Below are 20575 nucleotides of genomic sequence, written 5' to 3'. Positions count from 1 at the left end.
AACCACTGGTTTGAGGGCCAAAAGTGTACTCTCGCGGTCTGTAAGCGGGCGAGGCGCGGGCGAGGCGCGGCCGAGGCGCTGTCGGGGCGGTGGGGTTACGAGACCTGGATCTGGATGGGAGCGGTGTCGGGGATCGGGCCGGCGTCGCGGCCGCGCAGGTCCGGGTGCCAGCGGCGACCCAGCGCGGGGATCAGGGTCCCGAGCGCGGCGAAACCGGCGGCGACGAGGATCGCGGACCCGGCGCCGTTGTGGTCGATCATGAAGCCGGCCGTCGCGGACCCGAGCGCCGCGCCCATCAGCTGGCCGGTGCCGACCCAGCCGTACGCCTCGGCGGTGTCGCTGAACTTGACGCTCGCGGAGACGATCCCGAACAGCACAGCGAAGGCCGGCGCGATGCCGATGCCCGCAAGGAGCAGGGTTGCGGCGAGCCACCAGAAGCTGAGGCCGAGAGTCGCGAGGGAGAGGCCGATCGTGACGATCAGCATCCGCCCGGCGAGGGCCCACGGGCCGATCGGCGCGTGACCGAGCGCGAGGCCGCCGACGAGCGAGCCGATCGCGAAGATGCCGAGCACCCAGCCGGAGTCCGAGCTGCCGTGACCGAATGCCGCGACGACGCCGGCCTCGACGGCCGAGCAGGCCGCGACGAGCATGAAGCCGACAACGGTGCTGAGGAGCACGGCAGGGCGCTTGAGCACGGCGCCGAGCTTGCGGCGGCTGCGCGGGATCCGTACCCGGCCGACCTCGGGCAGCACGACGAACCAGATGCCGCCGCCGACCAGGAATGCAGCGGCGAGGAGGATACCCGCGACCGAGCTGATCTGGATCGCGACGAATGTGGCGATGACCGGTCCGAGCACCCAGATGATCTCCTGGGCGGATGCGTCGAGCGAGAACAGCGGGGTGAGCTGACGGGAGTTGACGATCTTCGGGTAGATCGTGCGCACGGCCGGCTGGATCGGCGGTGTCGTCAGCCCCGCGACGAGGCCGATCACCATCAGGCCCCAGATCGGCAGGATCAACAACGCCATCACGACGATGGCGCTCGCGCAGATCGCGATCGTGGCGATGATGACCGGGCGCATGCCCCAGCGGCCCATCAGGCGGCTCGTGAGCGGGCCGGCGATGGCCTGGCCGATGCTCATCGCACCGAGTACGAGGCCGGCGGACCCGTAGGAGTCGTAGACGTGCTCGATGTGGATCAGGAACGCGAGCGAGAGCATCCCGAACGGAAAGCGGGCGGTCAGCTGCGCGGCGATAAGACGGGCAACCCCGGGCGTCTTCAGTAGGGTCCAGTAGCTGCTCACTCGTTCGAGTCTACGGGCGAGGCCCGGTACGGGTCGAGTCGGGCCCCCGGCACGCAATCCGTCGCCGCCCCGCGCCGAATTGCGTCGCGTGCGCGCCCGTTTTCGCAACGAACGTGTACCGAACGCAATTCCGTGCCGAGGATCGTGTCGACGGCCGTGCCTGGGGCCGTATCGAAGGGGCGGGGCACGGGCGGATGCGGGTCCCCGCGCCGCGCACACCCGGTACCGTGGTTTCGTGAACACTTTGATCTCCGCCGAGGATCTGGCCCGCCTGCTCGAGACGCGTGACGACATCCGTGTGCTCGACGTCCGGTGGGCGCTCCTCGGGCCGAGCGGACGCGACGAATACGCAGCCGGACACCTTCCGGGCGCGGTCTACGTCGACCTCGAGACCGAGCTCGCCCGTCCGGGGGCGCCTGAAGACGGGCGGCACCCGCTGCCCGCGATCGACGACCTGCAGGCGGCGGCGCGGCGCTGGGGAATCCACGACGACGACACCGTCGTGGTCTACGACGACCTGAGCCTGATGTCGGCGGCGCGGGCGTGGTGGCTGTTGCGGCACGCCGGTCACCGGAACGTGCTCCTGCTCGACGGTGCGCTCGCCGCCTGGCGCAGGGCGGGGCTGCCGCTCGTCACCGGGGAGCAGCCCGACCCGCCGATCGGCACCGCACACCTCAGCTACGGCTCGCTCGCCACGATCGACGCCGACACCGCCGCCGCCATCGCGCACACCGGCATCCTCCTCGACGCGCGCGCCGGCGCCCGGTACCGGGGCGAGACGGAGCCGGTCGACCCGCGCGCCGGCCATATCCCGGGCGCGGTGAGCGCCCCGACGACGGACACCCTCGCCGACGACGGCCGCTTCCTGCCCGCCGACCAGCTGCGTACACACTTCGAGTCCCTCGGCGTGAAACCGATGCGCCCGATCGGGGTCTACTGCGGATCGGGGGTCACGGCCGCCCACGAGATCGCCGCGCTCACGATCGCCGGGTTCGTCCCCTACCTCTACCCCGGATCCTGGTCGCAGTGGTCCAACCTCCCGGACCGCCCCGTGGAAACCGGGGACGGCGGGCGCGGCGGGTTCGGCGGTTTCACCGGGGCCAGCGTCCGGCTGTAGGTGGCGAGGCCGGCTCGCGGCGGCCCGGTGCGCTCACACCGAATTCACACGGCACGCAGAGCCCGGGGATGCAATACTTAGGTAATGCTTACCTTACCCAGCACCGAGGTGACCGGCGAGGACCTGCTCCCTGATGCACGCCCCGGCTACCGGCCGTACCGGGCGACGGTCGCTGGCATCCGGCGCCTGAGCCCGCATTTTGTGCGGGTGACCTTCACCGGTCCGGAATTCGAGCACTTCGGCACGGCGGGACTCGACCAGCGGATCAAGCTCGTCCTGCCGATCCCCGGCGTCGGCCTCGCCGATTTCGGAGTGGACGAGCAGCGCGACCCTGCGTCGACCGGCACCGGCTGGTACGACCGCTGGCGGGCCCTTCCCGAAGCTGAGCGAAACCCGTTCCGCAGTTACACCGTCCGCAGGGTGCGCCCGCACCTCCGCGAACTCGACGTCGACTTCGTCTCCCACGACGCAGCGGATGCCGCCGGATCCGGCCCCGGCCCCGCATCCCGCTGGCTCGCCGCGGCCCAGGTCGGCGAGCACGTCGTCATCGTCGGGCCGGACTCGCGCAGCCGCGACGCCGGCCTCGGCCTCGACTGGCGCCCCGGCGACGCGACCTACCTGCTCCTCGCGGGCGACGAGACCGCGGTCCCCGCGATCTGCGGCATCCTCGATACCCTGCAGCCCGGGCGCACGGCGCACGCCTTCCTCGAGGTGCCGGATGCCGCGGACCAGCTCGACGTGCGGGTCCCGGACGGCTGCTCCGTCACCTGGCTTCCGCGCGGCGGCGCCCCGCACGGCGAACGCCTCGACGCCGCCGTGCGCACCTGGGTCGCCGGCCACCAGGGACCCGAGGTCCCGACCGGCGTCGGCGTCAACGTGGCCGAGCTCGAGATCGACATCGACCGCGAAACCCTGTGGGACACCCCGGACACACCCCCGGGCGCAGGCTTCTACGCCTGGCTCGCCGGAGAGGCCGGCGCGATCAAGCGCCTCCGCCGGTTCCTCGTGAGCGAGACCGGTGTCGACCGCCGGCGCGTCTCCTTCATGGGCTACTGGCGCCTCGGCAAGGCCGAGCCCCAGTGAGCCGCCTGGCACACCCGTCCGAGCATCCGGCCGCGAACCTCCGCGCCCGGAACCGCCCGGCCCCGAACCGTCCGGCCCCGAACCGTCCGGCCCCGAACGAATCCGACGGATTTTCTGCCCAAAGAACACCGGAGAGCGCTCTTTCGGGCCCGAAACCCGAAAAACTCCGTCGAATCGGTTCGGGTCGACGCCCGGCGGTCGGGCTCCTCGCCGCGGCCGTGCTCCTCGTCCTCGTGATCATCGCCTCCCTCGTCGTCGGCGCGCGGGACGTGCCCTTCGGCACCGTCCTCGACGCCCTGTTCCGGCCCGACCCCGCCGTGACCGACCAGCTGGTCGTGCTCGACCTGCGTATCCCGCGCACGGTCGTCGGCCTGCTCGCGGGCCTCGCCCTCGGCCTCGCCGGTGCGCTCATGCAGGGCGTCACCCGCAACCCCCTTGCCGACCCCGGCCTGCTCGGCGTCAACGCGGGCGCCTCCCTCTTCGTTGTAGCCGGCATCGCCGTCTTCGGAGTCACGAGCGCGCTCGGCTACGTCTGGTTCGCCTTCGTCGGGGCCGCGGTCGCGGCATCCGTCGTGTACATCATCGGGTCGCTCGGACGCGGGGGAGCGACCCCCGTCAAGCTCACCCTCGCCGGCACGGCGCTCACCGCGGCGCTCACCTCGCTGATCACCATCGTGCTGCTCAGCGACCCGTCGACCTTCGACCGCTACCGGTTCTGGTCTGCGGGCTCCCTCTCCGCCCGCGGCCTCGACACCGCGCTGCAGCTCGCGCCGTTCATCCTCGTCGGCGCGATCCTGGCGGCGACGGCCGGGCGGATGCTCAACGCGCTCGCCCTCGGAGACGACCTCGCCCGCGGCCTCGGCCAGAACGTCGTGGCCGCACGGATCGTCTGCTTCGTGGCCGTCGTGCTGCTGTGCGGCTCGGCGACCGCCCTGGCCGGGCCGATCGTCTTCGTCGGCCTCGCGGTTCCGCACCTCGCCCGCTGGTTCGCCGGCCCGGACTACCGCTGGACCCTCGCCCTCTCCGCGCTGCTCGGCCCCGCCCTGCTCCTGCTCGCCGACGTGATCGGGCGCGTGATCGCCCGCCCCGGCGAGATCGAGGCCGGCCTCGTCGTCGCGTTCCTCGGCGCCCCCGTGCTGATTGCTCTCGTGCGCGGCACCAAGGCGGTCGGGCTGTGAGCACAAGCACTCCGGTCCTCGCGCCCCCGGCTGTGCTCGGCGCGGCGCGGGGTGCACGGCGCCGCCGGGAGCGCCGGACAGTGATCGTCCTCTCCGCGGCGGTGCTCGTCGTCGCCGCGCTGAGCCTCTCCGTCGGCTCCTATTCCGTCGCGGTGCCCGACCTGCTCCGCACCCTCGCCGGCCAGGGCACCGGGGCCGAGAACTTCATCGTGCTGACCCTGCGCCTGCCCCGGCTCGTGCTCGCGCTCCTGACCGGCGTCGCCTTCGCGCTCTCGGGCGCCCTGTTCCAGACCGTGCTGCGCAATCCGCTCGCGAGCCCCGACATCGTCGGCGTCACCGGCGGGGCGAGCGCCGCAGCGGTCCTCGGGATGCTCGTGCTCGGCTTCGGCAGCCTCGCGACCGCCTTCGCGGCCTTCGGCGGCGCGATCCTCGTCGCGACCGTCATCTACCTGCTGGCCTGGCGCGGTCGCGGCGGAGGCGCCGGCGGCGTCGCCGGCTACCGCTTCGTGCTCATCGGCGTCGGCATCGCATTCATGGTGCAGGGCCTGCTCGGCTACCTGCTCAGCCGCGCCGAGCTCCGCGACGCCCAGGACGCCCTGACCTGGCTCGTCGGCAGCGTGAGCGGTGCCGCTTGGCCCGAGATCGCGGTCGTCGCTGTCGGACTCGCGGTGCTCCTGCCGATCGTGTGGATGCTCGCTCCGCGTCTTCGCGCGCTGCAACTGGGCGACGACCTGGCCACGAGCCTCGGGGTCGGTGCCGAGCGCAACCGGCTCGGACTCCTCATCGTCGCCGTCGCCCTCGCCGCGCTCGGGACGGCCATGGTCGGCCCGCTCGCGTTCGTCGCGTTCGTGTCCGCGCCGATCGCCCGCCGCCTCGTCGGCACCGGCGGACTGAGCCTCGTTCCCTCGGCCCTCGTCGGTGCCCTGATCGTCAGCGCCGCCGACTTCGCGTCCCAGCACCTGCTCCCGGGCGGACTCCAGCTGCCCGCCGGGGTCGTCACCGGCGCCATCGGAGCGCCCTACCTGCTCTGGCTGCTCGCGACCGGAGCGGCGGGCGGCAGCGGCGCCGGCAGCACCCGCGGCATCCCGCGCGACAGCACAGAAGGAACCCGATGACCCAGCCCGAACCGCACGCTCCCGACCCGCAGACAGCGGTCCCGGCTTTCGCGGGTCCAGCAGCCGCCGGACCGGCCGACCGCACGCACCACGAGCTGCGCACCGTCGCCCTCGGCCTCGGCTACGACGGCGTCCCGATCGTCACAGACCTCGACCTCGAGATCGCCGTCGGCCGGATCACGGTCATCGTCGGCGCGAACGCCTCTGGCAAATCGACCCTCCTCCGCGGACTTGCCCGCCTGCTCACCCCTCAGACCGGAGTGGTCCTCCTCGACGGCACCGACATCGCGACGATTCCGGGCAAGCGGGTCGCGACCGTGCTCGGCCTCCTGCCGCAACAGCCGCTCGCGCCGGAGGGAATCACCGTCGGCGAACTCGTCGGTCGCGGCCGGCATCCGCATCAGGGCTGGTTCCGCGGCACCACGGCCGCCGACGACGCCATCGTCGCCGACGCCCTCGTGCGCACCGGAACCCTCGACCTCGCCGCGCGCCGGCTCGAGGAGCTCTCCGGCGGCCAGCGCCAGCGGGTCTGGATCGCGATGGCCCTCGCCCAGGACACCGACATCCTGCTGCTCGACGAGCCGACGAGTTTCCTCGACGTCGCCCACCAGATCGAGGTCCTCGACCTCCTCCTCGAGCTCAACCGCACCCGCGGGACCACGATCGTGATGGTCCTGCACGACCTCAACCTCGCGGCCCGGTACGCCGACGAAATGCTCGTGATGCGCTCAGGCGGGATCATCGCCGCAGGGCCGCCCGCGGACACCCTGACCGTCGACGTCGTCCGCTCCGCCTTCGGGCTCGACGCCCTCGTCATCCCCGACCCGGTCTGCGGCTCACCGCTCGTCGTGCCGATCGGGAGGTTCCATCCCGCTCCGACCGCGACATCCGCTATATTAGGTAAGGCTAACCTAATCTAGTCGAACCATGTCCCTCCCCGAGACAACTGAGAAACCGGAGTTTCCCGTGCACCGTCCCCCCATTCGCGCGCTTGTCGCCGTCGCCGCCCTCGTCGCCCTGACGCTGACCGGCTGTTCCGCGCCGGCGCCCCAGCCAACGGATGCTGCGGTGGGCGACTCCGCAGCCGCGTCGTTCCCCGTCACTATCGAGAACGCCTTCGGGTCGACCGTGATCCCGAAGCAGCCGACCCGGGTCGTGACCTGGGGCTGGGGGAGCGCGGACGACGCGATCGCCCTCGGCGTCATTCCCGTCGCGATGCCGTTCCAGGCATACGCCGGTGACGCCCAGGGCGTGCTGCCCTGGATCTCCGAGGCGCTCGCGACGAGCGGAACGCCGACGCCGACCGTGCTGCCCGACTCCACGGAGCCGCCGTACGAGGACATCGCCAAGGCCGCACCCGACGTCATCCTTGCCGCATACTCGGGCATCACCGCCGAGCAGTACGCGCTGCTCAGCAAGATCGCCCCCGTGGTCGGCTACCCGGACCAGCCCTGGGCGACGAATTGGCGCGACCTCATCACGATCACCGGAACGGCTCTCGGCAAGTCCGCTGAAGCGACCACGCTTCTCGCGGGCATCGACGCGAAGATCGCCGCGGCCGCGGCAGCCCACCCCGAGTTCGCGGGCAAGTCCATCGCCCTCACGAGCGACAGCGGAGGAACGTTCTACGTCTACAAGAAGGAAGACCCCCGCGTCGCATTCACCCTCGACCTCGGCTTCGTGAACGCACCCGCCGTCGATGCCCTCGCGACCGACGAGGCGAGCTTCTACTACACGCTCAGCCACGAACAGCTCGACAAGCTCACGAGTGACGTGCTCGTGAACTTCGGGACGACGCAGGAGGAATCGGATGCGTTCCTCTCCGCCGGGTACGCCCAGGCCATGCCGCAGGTGCAGCGTGGTTCCGTCGCCTCCCCGGTCGGCGCGGCATTCATCTCGTCCGTCTCCCCGCCGACGGGTCTCTCGCTGACCTGGGGCCTCGATGACTACGTGACGATGCTCTCGACCGCGGCCAAGGCCGCCGAATAACGCACGTCGCCGGGGTTGGATTGCGGTCAAAGCACCGTCGTCGTCGCGATGAGGGTGCTTTGTGCGCAACTGGGCGGGGCGGCGGCGTGGGCGCTGTCGTCGCACCCGGCGAAATCTGCCCGAAACACGCCAACGGCCATACTTGATCGAGACACGTCCCCCTCACGCTCGCTTTAGCTAGTCCAAAACGTGACCTGCGCACAGAATCCGCGTGAGCATCCTGTTATATGCTCACCTCTGTCGCTTACCGTTTACGGACTCAATGACGAACCCCTGACACCGACAAACAAAGAAGGTTCCGCATATGCGCGCTCGATACCTACTCCCCGCCGTCGCCGCCGCGGCCGCACTGATGCTCTCCGGCTGCGTCGACAACTCGACGCCCTCGACCGGCTCGACCACCAGCGCCTCGGCAGCAGCGATCACCAAGGACGACGCGGCCGCCGCACTCGTTCCCGCCAAGATCGCGTCCTCCGGCAAGCTCATCGTCGGCAGCGACCCGACCTACGCCCCGAACGAGTTCAAGGACGAAGCAGGCAAGCCCATCGGCTGGGGCATCGAGATCGCGAGCGCGATCGCGACCAAGCTCGGGCTCACGGCCGAATTCCAGGTCGCCAAGTTCGACAACATCATCCCCTCCGTCGCCGGTGGCAAGGCCGACATGGGCGAGTCCTCGTTCACGGACACCGCCGAGCGCGAGCAGCAGGTCGACTTCGTCAACTACTACACCGCCGGTATCCAGTGGGCATCGGCCAAGGACAAGACCGTCGACCCGGACAACGCCTGCGGCATGAAGGTCGCCGTGCAGGCGACCACCTACGAAGACACCGACGAGGTCCCCGCCAAGAGCGACGCCTGCGTCGCGGCCGGCAAGCCCGCGATCGACAAGCTCAAGTTCGACACCCAGGATGCCGCGACGAACGCGGTCGTACTCGGACAGGCCGACGCGCTCAGCGCCGACTCTCCCGTCACCCTCTACGCCATCGCCCAGACCAAGGGCAAGCTGCAGCTCGCGGGCAAGACCTTCGACGTCGCACCATACGGCATGGTCGTCGCCAAGGGCTCTGACCTCGGCAAGGCCGTCCAGGCCGCACTGCAGTCCATGGTCGACGACGGCAGCTACAAGGCCATCCTCGACACGTGGGGTGTCGCCGACGGCGGCATCGACAAGATCACGATCAACGCAGCCGCGAACGGCTAACCGGTGAGCACGCCGAATCTGAACGGCCGGGGGGCGGGGCCCGCCTCGTCCCCGGCCGATCCGGCCGCCCCGGCCGCGTCGGTTCCCATCAAAGCCATCCGGCTGCGTCACCCCTGGCGGATGGTCTTCGCGATCATCCTGATCGTGGTGTTCGCCCTGGCCATCGTCGACGCGGCCTTCCGCCCCGCGTACGACTGGCCGACGGTCGCGAAGTACCTGTTCGACCGGCGCATCTCCCAGGCGGCGCTCGTGACCCTCGAACTCACCGTCTACTCGATGGTGATCGCGATCGTCCTCGGCGTGATCCTCGCGGTGATGCGGCTGTCGCCCAACCCGGTCGTGAAGAGCCTCGCGTGGTTCTATCTCTGGGTCTTCCGCGGCACACCGGTCTACGTCCAGCTGACCATCTGGGGCCTGATCTCGCTGATCTACTCGAGCATCGACATCGGCATCCCGTTCATGCACCCGTGGGTGTCGTTCGAGACCAACGCCGCGCTCAGCACGTTCGCTCTCGCGGTGATCGGCCTCTCGCTCAACGAGGCCGCATACATGGCCGAGATCGTCCGTGCCGGACTCCTCGCCGTGGATCGTGGCCAGGAAGAGGCCGCGACCGCGCTCGGGATGAGCTGGTCGCAGACGATGACCCGGGTCATCCTGCCGCAGTCGATGCGGGTGATCATCCCGCCGACCGGCAACGAGGTCATCTCGATGCTCAAGACGACCTCGCTCGTCACGGCGGTGCCGTTCAGCTTCGACCTGTTCGCCCGCTCCCGTGACATCTCCGCCGAAACGTTCAACCCGATCCCGCTGCTCATCGTCGCGTCGATCTGGTACCTGTTCTTCACCTCGATCCTGATGGTGGGCCAGTATTTCCTCGAGAAGCGTTTCGCGCGCGGCATCGGCGACCGTCAGCCGGACAAGAAGGGCGGCGGCTCCAACCCCGACCCGATCACGGGCGTCACGATCGTGCCCGGCTCCGAGCAGGCGCCGGCGACCCGCACCGGCCGAGAACCCGAAACCGGCCAGGGAGGCCCGTCATGAGCGACCTGACCACGCAGAACGCGGCATCCGCTGCCCGCGGTTACGTGCCGATGGTGCTCGCAGAGCAGGTCTCGAAGAGCTTCGGCTCGCACGAGGTGCTCAAGAGCATCTCCCTCGAGGTCAAACGCGGCGAGGTGATGTGCCTCGTCGGGCCGAGCGGGTCGGGCAAGTCCACGTTCCTGCGCTGCATCAACCACCTCGAGGTGCTCTCCGCCGGGCGGCTGAGCGTCGACGGCGAGCTGATCGGCTACCGCGAGACCAACGGCAAGCTCTACGAGATGGCGCCCAAGGAAGCGGCGAAGCAGCGCAGGGACATCGGCATGGTGTTCCAGCGCTTCAACCTGTTCCCGCACATGACCGCACTCCAGAACGTGATGGAGGCGCCGCTGCGGGTCAAGGGGCTGCCCAAGGCGCAAGCCGAGCGCACCGCCCGCGACCTGCTCGCCCGGGTGGGACTCGCCGAACGCGCGGACTACTACCCCGCGCACCTCTCCGGCGGCCAGCAGCAGCGTGTCGCGATCGCCCGCGCGCTCGCGATGGAGCCCAAGCTGATGCTCTTCGACGAGCCGACGAGCGCGCTCGACCCCGAACTCGTCGGCGAGGTGCTCGACGTGATGAAGGGCCTCGCCAAGGAGGGCATGACGATGATCGTCGTCACCCACGAGATGGGCTTCGCCCGCGAGGTCGGTGACTCGCTCGTGTTCATGGACGGCGGCGTCGTCGTCGAGTCCGGTGACCCCGAGCTCGTACTGAGCAACCCGCAACACCGCCGCACGCAGGCGTTCCTCTCGAAGGTGCTCTAGCCACCAGCTGACCCCGGCGGATGTCGGGGTCAGCTGGTCAGGACCTTGTGGATCCGCTGCAGCGACACCGACTCTGCGGCCTTGAGCTCCTGCGCGAACAGGCTGATCCGCAGCTCCTCGATCATCCAGCGTGCGCGCACGAGGTTCGCCGCCATGCCGGGGGCCAGCGGAATCCGGCCGCCGGCAGCTTCGTAGCGGGCCGTGGCCGACTGGCTTTCATTCATCCAGACCCGGTCGCGGCTGGGATTGTCGCCGAGTTTCACGATCCGTGAACTGATGCCGCCGAGGTAGCGCGGCAGGTGGCGCAGCTGGGCGAGGCCCGTCGCGCTCACGAAGCCGGGGTAGATCAGTCCGGCCAGCTGGGCACGGGCGTCCGTCAGCGCGGGCAGCAAGGCCATGCTCGTCGAGGCCTTGAGCGCCTTATCTGCGGCCCGGGAGGCGGTGAGGATGCGCGCAACGAGCCCAACGGCCTCGAACATCGAGTCCATCAGCACCCCGGACACGCGGTCCCGGATCGAGTCGAACTCGGCCTTCATGAAGACCTGGCCGCTCGGGTTCACCCGGAACAGCACCTCATCGACGCACGCCGCGAGGCAGTCGTCGAAGAGCGCCTGCGTGGTGCGGTACGGGCTCGTGGCGAGGCTGAGCTTTTCCGCCCCGGTCAGGTGCTGCTGCACGTAGGCGACCGGAGACGGCGTCGCGAGCAGCAGCAGCCGGCGCACCCCGCCCGGCAGCGTGCTCGCCTGCTCGGCGGCGGTGCTCATCATCCGGATCGCGACGCTCGTACCCTCGTCGACGAGAGTCGGGTAGCCGCGAATGGTGTTGTCGCCCTGCTTGGTGTCGATGAACCGGGGGAGTTCCGCGAAATCCCAGGTCGTGAGGCCGCCGCGCTCGATCGCGTTCACGGGCGTGGCAGCGGATGCCGCCGCGACGCTCTCGCGTGCCCGGGAACCGAGCCTGCGCTGCAGCTCGCCGAGGTCCTTTCCGGAGGCCATCGCCTGCCCGCGGTCGTCGACGACGCGGAACGTCATCCGGAGGTGCGCGGGTACGCGCCCGAGTTCGAAGTCGTTTGCGTTCACCGGGACGTAGGTGAGCCGCTGGATCAGGCCCGCGAGGATCTCGGTGAACGGCGCAGCCTCTGTCTCGAAACCCGCCCCCGTGCCCGCGCCGAGCCGGGCGCCGATGCTCGTGCCGCCCATGCTGCTCGTGTCCTTCGCCGTGCGGGCCTCGCCGGGCGCAGGCGGCAGCTCGGTGAGCAGCCGGGCCGCCCAGTCGGCGGCGGGCACGACGTTGCGACGGATGCTCTTCGGGAGCGACTTGATCAGCGCGGTCACGAGGTCGGCGCGGAGGCCCGGCACCTGCCAGTCGAAGCCGGCGGGGGAGAGCCGGGCCAGGAGGGCGAGCGGGATCAGGGCGGCGACGCCATCGTCATCCGCCCCCGGCTCGAACCGGTAGCTCAGGTGGAAACGCTGGTCGCCCTGGTGCCAGGTCGGCGGGAAGACGGCCTCGTCGATCTCCGGGGTGGCCTCGTCGGGAACGAGCGCCTCCGCGGTCATCGTGAGCAGGTCGGGGGTCTCGGCGCGCGCCTTGCGCCACCACGTCTCGAAGGTGCGCGTCGAGCAGACCTCCGCGGGGATGCGGCGCTGGTAGAACTCGAAGACGGCCTCGTCGTCGAAGAGGATGTCGCGGCGCCGGGTGCGTTCCTCGAGCTCGGCGAGTTCCTTGCGCAGCTTCGTGTTGGCCCGGTCGAACGCGGTGACGCGTTGGTCGACGCGGTCGAGGTCCCATTCGCCGTCGACGAGGGCGTGCCGGATGAAGAGCTCGCGGGCGTAGGCCGGGTCGACCGGGGAGAACTGGATGCGGCGGCGCGGCACGATCGGAACCCCGTAGAGGGTGACCCGCTCGTAGGCGACGACGGAGCCCTGCTTCTTCTCCCAGTGCGGTTCGGAGTAACTGCGCTTGCAGAGGTCCCCGGCGAGCGGTTCGGCCCAGGCGGGGTCGACGACGGCGTTCATCCGGGCGAAGAGCCGGCTGGTCTCCACGAGTTCCGCGCTCATCACGGCGTTGGGCTGCTTCTTCGCGAGCGACGAGCCGGGGAAGATCACGAAGCGCTGCTGGCGGGCGCCGATGTAGTCCTTCTTCGCGACATCCTTGAGGCCGATGTGCGAGAGCAGCCCGGCGAGGAGGGAGCGGTGGATGCCGTCGGGGTTGACCGCCGGGTCGCCGATGTGGAGGCCGAGCGGCTTGGCGAGCTGGCGGAGCTGCTTGTAGACGTCCTGCCACTCGCGCACCCGCAGGTAGTTCAGGAACTCGTTCTTGCAGAGCCTGCGGAAGGCGCTCGAGCCGAGTTCCTTCTGCTTGAGCTCGAGGTAATTCCAGAGGTTCAGCAGGCCGAGGAAGTCGCTCGTCGGGTCCGCGAACCGCGCGTGCTGCTGGTCGGCCTGCGCGCGCCGCTCGAGCGGCCGTTCCCGCGGGTCCTGGATGGTGAGGCCGGCGACGATCGCCATCACCTCGCGGCTGGCGCCCTGGGTCTTGGACTCGATGACCATCCGCCCGAAGCGGGGGTCGATCGGCAGCTTCGCGAGCTGCTGCCCGATCCGGGTGAGCTTGGACACCCCGCCGCTCGCGTTGCTCACCCCACTGCCCGGCGCAACGGCGCCGAGCTCGGCGAGCAGGTCGAGGCCGTCCTTGATACCGCGGGAATCCGGCGGGGTGAGGAACGGGAACGCGGCGATGTCGCCGAGGCCGAGCGAGATCATCTGCAGGATCACGGCGGCGAGGTTGGTACGCAGCACCTCGGGCTCGGTGAACTCCGGGCGGCGACCGAAGTCCTCCTCCGAATACAGCCGGATGGCGATGCCGTCGCTCGTGCGCCCACTGCGCCCGGAGCGCTGGTTCGCGGAGGCCTGGCTGATCGCCTCGATCGGCAGCCGCTGCACCTTCGAGCGCACGCTGTACCGGCTGATCCTGGCGGTTCCGGCGTCGATGACGTAGCGGATGCCCGGGACGGTCAGGCTGGTCTCGGCCACGTTCGTCGCGAGCACGATCCGGCGCCGCACCCCGGCGACGGTCGAGGGCTGGAAGACCTTGTGCTGGTCGGCGGAGGAGAGCCGGCCGTAGAGCGGCAGCACCTCGGTCGGGCTCGTGCGGTCGCCACTCGCGAACTTGCCCTGCAGGGCATCCGCTGCGTCGCGGATCTCGGTCTCTCCGCTCAGGAAGACGAGCACGTCGCCGTTCGACTCGCGCTCCAGTTCGTCGAGCGCCGCGGAGATGCCCTCGATGTAGTCGCGGTCCACCGGCGGCGTCGCGGAGGCCTGGTCCTCGTCGTCATCGTCCGCCATCGCTTCGGCCACGAGCGGGCGGTAGCGGATCTCGACCGGGTAGGTACGGCCGGAGACCTCGATGATCGGGGCCGGGGTGCCGTCGGCGGCCGCGAAGTGCTCGGCGAAACTCTGCGGGTCGATCGTCGCCGAGGTGATGATGACCTTGAGGTCGGGGCGCTGCGGCAGCAGCTGGCGCAGGTAGCCGAGCAGGAAGTCGATGTTGAGGCTGCGCTCGTGGGCCTCGTCGATGATGATCGTGTCGTATTTGCGCAGCATCCGGTCGCGGTGCATCTCGTTCAGCAGGATGCCGTCGGTCATGAGCTTGATCCTGGTGTCCGGACCGACCTGGTCGGTGAACCGCACCTGGTAGCCGACGACCTGGCCGACCTCCTGGCCGAGTTCCTCGGCGATGCGCTCGGCGATCGTGCGAGCGGCGAGCCGCCGCGGCTGGGTGTGCCCGATGCTCGTGCGCCCGAGTTCGAGGCAGATCTTCGGGATCTGGGTGGTCTTGCCCGAGCCCGTCGCGCCCGCGATGATGACGACCTGGTTGTCGCGGATGGCGCGCGCGATATCCTCGCGGCGTTGGCTGACGGGGAGTTCGGGCGGGAAGGTGATGACAAGGGGAATCATGAGCATTCCATCGTAAGACTTCCGGGTGCCCGGTGCGCGCGGGCGGGTCCTCCCGGCCTGGCGCTTTAACCGGAGACTGTTACGCTCAAACTATGGTAGACGGACAGGGAATCGGCGACCGGCACGCGGCCCTCGCCTCGGATGCGCGCCGCCGGGTGCTGGAGTTGATCGCGGGTGCCCGCGAGCCCGTCGACGCCGCCGCCGTCGCCGCGAGCATCGGCCTGCACGTGACGACCGCGCGCTTCCATCTCGACCAGCTCGAGGGTGCCGGGCTGATCCGCCGTGCCGTCGACCGGACCGGGATCCGCGGGCGTCCGCGCATCCTCTTCACCGTGAATCCCGCGGTGCGCGAAGACGGTGTGCAGCGGCTGCTCAGCCATGCCCTCGTCGGCGCCCTCGCCGAGGACGACGACGGCGGCCGGGCACGGGCGATCCGCGCCGGCGAGCGCTGGTCGGCCGCCTTCGACCTCGAGGCGCGCGAGAGCGAACCGGGCACGGGGGCGGCCGGGGGAGCGAGCGACGTCGGGCCGCTCGTGCACATCCTCGACGGCCTCGGCTTCGACCCGATCGCCCAATCGCTTGAGGCGTCGCCCGGCCAGCCGGCGTCGCCGAGCGAGACGGATGCCCGCGACGGTATGGTCGTCGAGCTCCGGGCCTGTCCCTTCCGCGACGAAGCCAGGCACACGCCCGCGGTGGTGTGCTCGCTGCACCTCGGCCTGATCCGGGGCATCGCCCGCTCCGGCGGGCACGACCCTGACGACGTCGAGCTGCGCCCCTTCGTCCTCCCCGAGCTGTGCGAGGTGCGCCTCCGCGGCGACTGGGTGCCCGTCGACCCGCTCGCTAATTAAAGCGGAATATATTAGGTTTAAATCATGGTTGACATGATCCCCCTTCTTCCCGCATCCGTACCCCGGCCCGCGGCCCACGACGAGCCCGCCGGCCACACCTGCACCTGCGGCGAGGCCGAGGCCGCAGGATACCCAGAACTGGACGCCCGGCAGCTGCCGCACGCGATCCGGCACGCCGCGATTTTCGGCGCGCTGGACGCTGTCCTCCCCGGCGGCGGCCTGGTCCTCGTCGCTCCCCACGACCCGCTGCCCCTCCTCGCCCAGCTCGAACAGCGCCACCCGGGCCGGTTCACGGTGAGCTATCTTTCCCGCGAGCCCGAGGCGTGGAAGCTCCAGCTCACCCGCTGAAGCGCCGCAGGTCAGGTTCCGTCCGGTTCCAGCGTTTAGGGTGGGCCCATGACGACTTCTGTGCCCACCCTGACCCTCAACGACGGCCACACCATTCCTCAGCTCGGCTTCGGCGTGTTCAAGGTCGATCCGGACGAAACGACCCGCATCGTCTCCGACGCCCTCGAGGTGGGCTACCGCCACCTCGACACGGCCGCGATCTACGGGAACGAAGCCGGAGTCGGGGCCGCGATCGCGGCATCCGCCGTGCCTCGCTCCGAGCTCTTCGTCACGACGAAGCTGTGGAACAGTGAACAGGGAACCCAGAGCGCATTCGACGCTTTCGACCTGAGCCTCGAGAAGCTCGGGCTCGACTACGTCGATCTGTACCTCATCCACTGGCCGACGCCGGCGAAGGACAGCTACATCCAGAGCTGGAAGGCGCTCGAGAAGATCCGCGCCTCCGGACGTGCACGCTCGATCGGTGTCTCGAACTTCCTCGTGCCGCACCTCGAACGCCTTCTCGCCGAGACGGATGTCGTCCCGGCGGTCAACCAGATCGAGCTGCACCCCGCGCACCAGCAGCCTGAGGTCACCGCGTTCGCGCGCGCCCACGGGATTCAGATCGAGGCGTGGGGACCCCTGGGCCAGGGCAAGTACCCACTCCTCGAGGAGCCCGTCGTCGTCGTCGCGGCCGAGGCGCACGGCAAGAGCCCCGCTCAGGTGGTCATCCGCTGGCACCTGCAGACCGGCAACATCCTGTTCCCGAAGTCGAACCGGCGCGCGCGCATGATCGAGAACCTCGACGTCTTCGACTTCGAGCTCAGCCACACCGAACTCGCCACGATCTCCGCGCTCGAGCGCGCCGGCCGCGTGGGCTCCCACCCCAACGACGTGAACTAGGCTCCGCTCAGAACGGGTAGCTGCCCGGCGTGCGGCGCAGGGTGATCCAGCGCGTCTCCGTGAAGGCGTCGATGTTGGCCTCCGCACCGCCCTGCCGCGAACCCGTGCCGGACGAGCCGACGCCGCCGAACGGTGTGTTCGCCTCGTCGTTGACCGTCTGGTCGTTGATGTGCACGATGCCGGACGGGATCCGCTGGGCCAGTTCGAGGCCGCGCATTGCGTCGGCGGTCACGATGCCGAGCGAGAGCCCGTATTCGGTCGCCGAAGCGATGCCCACGGCCTCGTCCTCGGTGCTGAACCGCACCACGGATGCGACAGGGCCGAACACCTCCTCGCAGAAGGCGGGGGCATCCAGCGGCGAGTCCGCGAGCACGGTGGGCCGGTAGAACAGCCCGTCGTAGCTGCCGCCGGCCCTCAGCTTCGCGCCGGAATCGATCGAGCCCGTGACCAGGCGGTGGATGCGGTCGCGCTGGTTCTCGTCGATGATCGGGCCGAGGTGCACGTGCTCGGTGGCGGGGTTGCCAACGGCAAGGGAGTCCGCCTTCGCGGCGAGCTTCTCGACGTACTCGTCGAAGATGCTCTCGTGCACGATGTGCCGCCCGACCGTCATGCAGATCTGGCCCTGGTGCAGGAACGATCCCCAGGCCGCGAGGTTGACGGCCTTGTCGACGTCGGCGTCGGCGAGTACGACGAAGGCGGAATTACCGCCCAGCTCGAGGTGGGCACGCTTGAGATGCTTTCCCGCGAGCTCGCCGACGGCGCGACCGGCCCTGGTCGAGCCGGTGAACGCGATCACCCGCACGTTCGGGTCGGTGACGATGGCCTCGCCGACATCGGCGCCGCCGGTCACCAGCTGCAGGAGCCCGGCGGGCAGGCCGGCCTCCTCGAAGATGCGCACCATCATCACGCCGCCGGTCACAGCGGTGCGCGGGTCCGGCTTGAGCACGACCGCATTGCCCAGCGCGAGCGCCGGCGCCACCGCGCGGATGCCGAGGATGATCGGCACGTTGAACGGCGACACGACTCCGACGACGCCGACGGGCACCCGCTGGGCGATGGAGATCCTCGGCTCCTCGCTCGAGAGTACCTGGCCGAGCGGATGCGACGGCAACGCCGCCGCCTCGTAGCATTCCTGAGCGCCGACGTGGAGGGCGAAGCCGGCAAGCCCGGGAACCGCGCCGACTTCCCGCACGTTCCAGTCCATGATCTCGTCGGCGTGTTCCTCCAGGAGCGCGGCGGCCCGGCGCAGCACGGCGGCGCGCACCGGGTGCGCGGTCGCGGCCCAGGCCTTCTGCGCCGCGGCCGCGCCCGCGGCGGCCCTGGCCACGTCGACGGGGGTGGCGATCCCGATCCGGCCGATCTCGTCGCCGGTCGCCGGCTCGATGACCGGGAGGTCGCCGCCTGACCCGGCGACCCACTCCCCGTTGATGTAGATCTTCCCCGACCACGCCGCGGGGTCGAGGAACAGGGTTGTCGCGGTCTCGTTCACGGTGAGTGTCATGGGCGGTTCTCCTTCAGGGTGATTGCGGTTGGGTAGGGGTGCGGAGGATCAGGAAATGTCGATTGTCACGACGGCGGTGCCGCCGGGCGGGGCGACGGCTCGGGAGACGCAGCAGCACATCGTGCCGCGGGAGTCCTTCTGGCGCTCGCTGTAGAAGACGTCACGGTGGTCGATGTCTCCGTCGAGGTCGAGCACGCGCACCTCGCAGAGTCCGCACTCACCCTTGCGGCAGTCGAACATCAGGTCGACCTCAGCGGCCTCGAGCGCCTCGAGCATGGTCTCGGTCGCCCGGACGGTGACCTCGGCGCCGATCCGCGGTATGCGCACGACGAAGTCCTCGGGGGCGAACCAGCCGCTGTTGCCGAAGGTCTCGAACCGGAGGTCGGGGTAGGGGAGCTCGCGTTCGATCCAGGCCCGGCGAACGGCGTCCATCAGCCTGATCGGACCGCACAGGTAGAGTTCGGTGCCCGGTTCGACCCCGCCGACGAGCTCGGTGACGTCGAGCGGGTTGCCTTCGTCGGTGATGTGGAGTCTCAGCCGGTCGCCGTGCGCGTTCTGCACGTGTTCGACGTAGGCCAGCGCCGGCCGGCTGCGCCCGGCGTAGACGAGCGTGTAGTCGGCGCCGACCGACCGGAGCACCCTCGCCATGCCCATGACCGCAGTGATGCCGATGCCGCCGGCCAGCAGCACGTAGTGCGCGGCTCCGACGCGGAGGGGGAAGTCGACGATCGGCTGGGTGATCTCGACGGTGTCGCCGGGCCGGAGGGCGTGCATCGCCCGCGCGCCGCCGCGGGACCGCGGAGAGTCGAGCACGCTGATCGCCAGGGTCCGGCCGTCGGGGCCGGCGTCGACGACGGAGTACGACCGGCGGTCCAGAACCCCGCCGATCGGCACGCGCACGTCGATGTGTGCGCCGGCGTCGACCTTGGCCGGGTGGTCGGGCGCGAGCACGATCCGGCGGATGTTGTCGGTGAGGGCGGTCGAGTCGACGACCGTGGCGCGCTGCCAGACCGCCGCGTGGGACGTTGCCATCGTCGTCGCCGCCACTCAGCCGGCAGCGACGGGCGCGGGCAGGCGTCCCTCCGCAGCGAGCTGACGTTCGATCAGCCGCCGCACCCACATCCCGCCCGCGTCGATGTTCAGGCTGTAGAACTCGTAGTCGGGGTTTGCGTCGATCGCGGCCTGCTGGGCGACGAGCATGTCCTCGTCCTCCCTGAAGACGCCGGAGACCCCGTCGCGCAGCTGGGTGGTGATCACCTGGCTTTCGAGCCGGTAATTGCGCATGAACGCCCAAAAGTAGCGGGAGGAACGGTCGGTGACGGGCGAGATCGTGTTCATCACATAGCCGTTGACGCCCTGGCTTCGATCGCCCTGCGGCGCCCCGGTGCCGGCCCGCGCGACACCGACGTCGATGTTGATCGTGGTCGGCGATTCGAAGTGGATGATCTGCCAGCGGTCGACCTTCCCCTCGAAGCCGGGAAACTTGTCGCGCATGTTCTTCAGCCAGAACGGGGGAGCGTCGATGCCGAGCATCCAGCGTTCCACGGTGACGGTCCGTTCGTCATGGTGCACCGTGAACTCGGATTCACTCAGCGCCTCCTGGCCGATCGAGGAACTGTGCACGAATTCCTCGTGGGTCAGGTCCATCAGGTTGTCGAGCACCAGCTGGTAGTTGCAGTCCACCGAGATCGTCAGGCCGTCTCCTGCCCACTCCGGGTCATCCATCTGGTGCATGTCGGGCACGAGCTCCGGGTCGGCCAGGGCTGCATCGCCGAGCCACACCCAGACGTAGCGGTACCGTTCCACGACGGGGAAGGACGCGACCGTTGCGCTCGGGTTGATGGTCTCCTGTGCCGGCATCGAGACGCAGCGGCCCGCCGAATTGTAGAGGATGCCGTGGTACGGGCAGCGGATGCCGTCCCGGCCCTCCAGCTTTCCCATCGAGAGCGGCGCCAGCCGGTGCCAGCACGCGTCGGCGAGGGCGACGGCGTCACCGTCCTCGGTGCGGTACAGCGCGAGCGGACGGTTAGCGACGGTTCGCGCGAGCGGCTTGCGATTGACCTCGTGGTCCCAGGCCGCGACGTACCAGGCGTTGAGCGGGTGGCCGAGGATCTTGTCGACGGTCGTTTCCTTCATCGGGACTCCTTCGTCCGGACATCATGCACCTGGCATCACATCGATAGGTCAATGGAGGGCAACAATACCTATGTCG

The 20575-nt window shown here is 69.9% G+C and carries 17 protein-coding genes; 12 read left to right on the top strand and 5 right to left on the bottom strand.

Annotation, left to right across the window (positions count from 1 at the left end; translation table 11 throughout):
• Positions 1–95: 95 nt before the first annotated feature.
• Entirely contained in the window at positions 96–1304 is a 1209-nt protein-coding gene (locus RHM57_RS12715; RefSeq protein WP_134560536.1) for an MFS transporter, read from the bottom strand.
• Between the two features lie 235 nt (positions 1305–1539).
• Between RHM57_RS12715 and RHM57_RS12710 the strand changes: the two genes are divergently transcribed.
• The 9 genes from RHM57_RS12710 (at position 1540) to RHM57_RS12670 (ending at position 10831) form a co-directional block, all read left to right on the top strand.
• On the top strand, positions 1540–2421 hold the full coding sequence (locus RHM57_RS12710; RefSeq protein ID WP_416172952.1) for a sulfurtransferase: 882 nt from the start codon (positions 1540–1542) through the stop codon (positions 2419–2421).
• Positions 2422–2505: 84 nt separating this feature from the next.
• Complete coding sequence (locus RHM57_RS12705) at positions 2506–3504, top strand: siderophore-interacting protein (protein WP_322135271.1); 999 nt, start codon at positions 2506–2508, stop codon at positions 3502–3504.
• A 173-nt stretch (positions 3505–3677) separates the two neighbouring features.
• The gene (locus RHM57_RS12700) at positions 3678–4682 is read left to right on the top strand and encodes a FecCD family ABC transporter permease (protein ID WP_416172977.1); all 1005 of its coding nucleotides are present in this window, start codon (positions 3678–3680) and stop codon (positions 4680–4682) included.
• Positions 4679–5797, top strand: a complete 1119-nt coding sequence (locus RHM57_RS12695; protein ID WP_322135272.1) for a FecCD family ABC transporter permease — start codon at positions 4679–4681, stop codon at positions 5795–5797. Before RHM57_RS12700 ends, RHM57_RS12695 begins: the two co-directional genes overlap by 4 nt.
• Complete coding sequence (locus RHM57_RS12690) at positions 5794–6717, top strand: ABC transporter ATP-binding protein (protein ID WP_322135273.1); 924 nt, start codon at positions 5794–5796, stop codon at positions 6715–6717. Before RHM57_RS12695 ends, RHM57_RS12690 begins: the two co-directional genes overlap by 4 nt.
• Positions 6718–6763: 46 nt before the next feature.
• On the top strand, positions 6764–7786 hold the full coding sequence (locus tag RHM57_RS12685; protein WP_322135274.1) for an ABC transporter substrate-binding protein: 1023 nt from the start codon (positions 6764–6766) through the stop codon (positions 7784–7786).
• Positions 7787–8090: 304 nt separating this feature from the next.
• The gene (locus tag RHM57_RS12680) at positions 8091–8987 is read left to right on the top strand and encodes an ABC transporter substrate-binding protein (RefSeq protein WP_322135275.1); all 897 of its coding nucleotides are present in this window, start codon (positions 8091–8093) and stop codon (positions 8985–8987) included.
• A gap of 3 nt (positions 8988–8990) precedes the next feature.
• A complete protein-coding gene (locus tag RHM57_RS12675) occupies positions 8991–10028 on the top strand; it encodes an amino acid ABC transporter permease (RefSeq protein ID WP_370294755.1) in 1038 nt (345 codons plus the stop codon).
• Positions 10029–10078: 50 nt separating this feature from the next.
• The gene (locus RHM57_RS12670) at positions 10079–10831 is read left to right on the top strand and encodes an amino acid ABC transporter ATP-binding protein (protein WP_134449397.1); all 753 of its coding nucleotides are present in this window, start codon (positions 10079–10081) and stop codon (positions 10829–10831) included.
• A 29-nt stretch (positions 10832–10860) separates the two neighbouring features.
• Here RHM57_RS12670 and hrpA read toward each other — a convergent pair whose 3' ends face one another.
• Positions 10861–14790: an ATP-dependent RNA helicase HrpA gene (gene hrpA, locus RHM57_RS12665; protein WP_416172951.1), complete on the bottom strand. Its 3930-nt coding sequence runs from the start codon at positions 14788–14790 to the stop codon at positions 10861–10863.
• Positions 14791–14876: 86 nt separating this feature from the next.
• On the opposite strand from hrpA, the gene RHM57_RS12660 reads away from it, so the two are divergent.
• From RHM57_RS12660 to RHM57_RS12650, 3 genes are read left to right on the top strand one after another with little or no spacing between them, the layout of a single operon-like run.
• A complete protein-coding gene (locus RHM57_RS12660; RefSeq protein ID WP_322135279.1) occupies positions 14877–15632 on the top strand; it encodes a helix-turn-helix transcriptional regulator in 756 nt (251 codons plus the stop codon).
• A 24-nt stretch (positions 15633–15656) separates the two neighbouring features.
• Positions 15657–15980, top strand: coding sequence for a DUF2249 domain-containing protein (locus tag RHM57_RS12655; RefSeq protein WP_322188265.1), 324 nt, complete (start codon positions 15657–15659; stop codon positions 15978–15980).
• Positions 15981–16028: 48 nt separating this feature from the next.
• On the top strand, positions 16029–16862 hold the full coding sequence (locus RHM57_RS12650; RefSeq protein ID WP_322188263.1) for an aldo/keto reductase: 834 nt from the start codon (positions 16029–16031) through the stop codon (positions 16860–16862).
• Positions 16863–16869: 7 nt separating this feature from the next.
• Here the strand turns inward: RHM57_RS12650 and RHM57_RS12645 are convergent, their stop codons facing one another.
• The 3 genes from RHM57_RS12645 to RHM57_RS12635 are packed head-to-tail and all read right to left on the bottom strand — an operon-like array spanning position 16870 to position 20499.
• Positions 16870–18363, bottom strand: a complete 1494-nt coding sequence (locus tag RHM57_RS12645; protein ID WP_322135281.1) for an aldehyde dehydrogenase family protein — start codon at positions 18361–18363, stop codon at positions 16870–16872.
• Positions 18364–18411: 48 nt separating this feature from the next.
• Complete coding sequence (locus RHM57_RS12640) at positions 18412–19395, bottom strand: PDR/VanB family oxidoreductase (protein WP_322140941.1); 984 nt, start codon at positions 19393–19395, stop codon at positions 18412–18414.
• A 15-nt stretch (positions 19396–19410) separates the two neighbouring features.
• Positions 19411–20499, bottom strand: a complete 1089-nt coding sequence (locus tag RHM57_RS12635) for an aromatic ring-hydroxylating oxygenase subunit alpha (protein ID WP_134449361.1) — start codon at positions 20497–20499, stop codon at positions 19411–19413.
• Positions 20500–20575 lie beyond the last annotated feature (76 nt).

It is taken from the genome of Cryobacterium sp. 10S3, assembly GCF_034344045.1.
Classification (GTDB): Bacteria; Actinomycetota; Actinomycetes; order Actinomycetales; family Microbacteriaceae; genus Cryobacterium; species Cryobacterium glucosi.
This window is presented reverse-complemented; position numbering and strand designations above follow the sequence as displayed.

What these genes read in the sequence shown, in the direction of transcription:
- RHM57_RS12705 (WP_322135271.1), top strand. Translation starts at nt 2,506, where the DNA reads ATGCTTACCTTACCCAGCACCGAGGTGACCGGCGAGGACCTGCTCCCT.
- RHM57_RS12690 (WP_322135273.1), top strand. Translation starts at nt 5,794, where the DNA reads ATGACCCAGCCCGAACCGCACGCTCCCGACCCGCAGACAGCGGTCCCG.
- RHM57_RS12680 (WP_322135275.1), top strand. Translation starts at nt 8,091, where the DNA reads ATGCGCGCTCGATACCTACTCCCCGCCGTCGCCGCCGCGGCCGCACTG.
- RHM57_RS12670 (WP_134449397.1), top strand. Translation starts at nt 10,079, where the DNA reads ATGGTGCTCGCAGAGCAGGTCTCGAAGAGCTTCGGCTCGCACGAGGTG.
- hrpA (WP_416172951.1), bottom strand. Translation starts at nt 14,790, where the DNA reads ATGCTCATGATTCCCCTTGTCATCACCTTCCCGCCCGAACTCCCCGTC.
- RHM57_RS12660 (WP_322135279.1), top strand. Translation starts at nt 14,877, where the DNA reads ATGGTAGACGGACAGGGAATCGGCGACCGGCACGCGGCCCTCGCCTCG.
- RHM57_RS12655 (WP_322188265.1), top strand. Translation starts at nt 15,657, where the DNA reads ATGGTTGACATGATCCCCCTTCTTCCCGCATCCGTACCCCGGCCCGCG.
- RHM57_RS12650 (WP_322188263.1), top strand. Translation starts at nt 16,029, where the DNA reads ATGACGACTTCTGTGCCCACCCTGACCCTCAACGACGGCCACACCATT.
- RHM57_RS12645 (WP_322135281.1), bottom strand. Translation starts at nt 18,363, where the DNA reads ATGACACTCACCGTGAACGAGACCGCGACAACCCTGTTCCTCGACCCC.
- RHM57_RS12640 (WP_322140941.1), bottom strand. Translation starts at nt 19,395, where the DNA reads ATGGCAACGTCCCACGCGGCGGTCTGGCAGCGCGCCACGGTCGTCGAC.
- RHM57_RS12635 (WP_134449361.1), bottom strand. Translation starts at nt 20,499, where the DNA reads ATGAAGGAAACGACCGTCGACAAGATCCTCGGCCACCCGCTCAACGCC.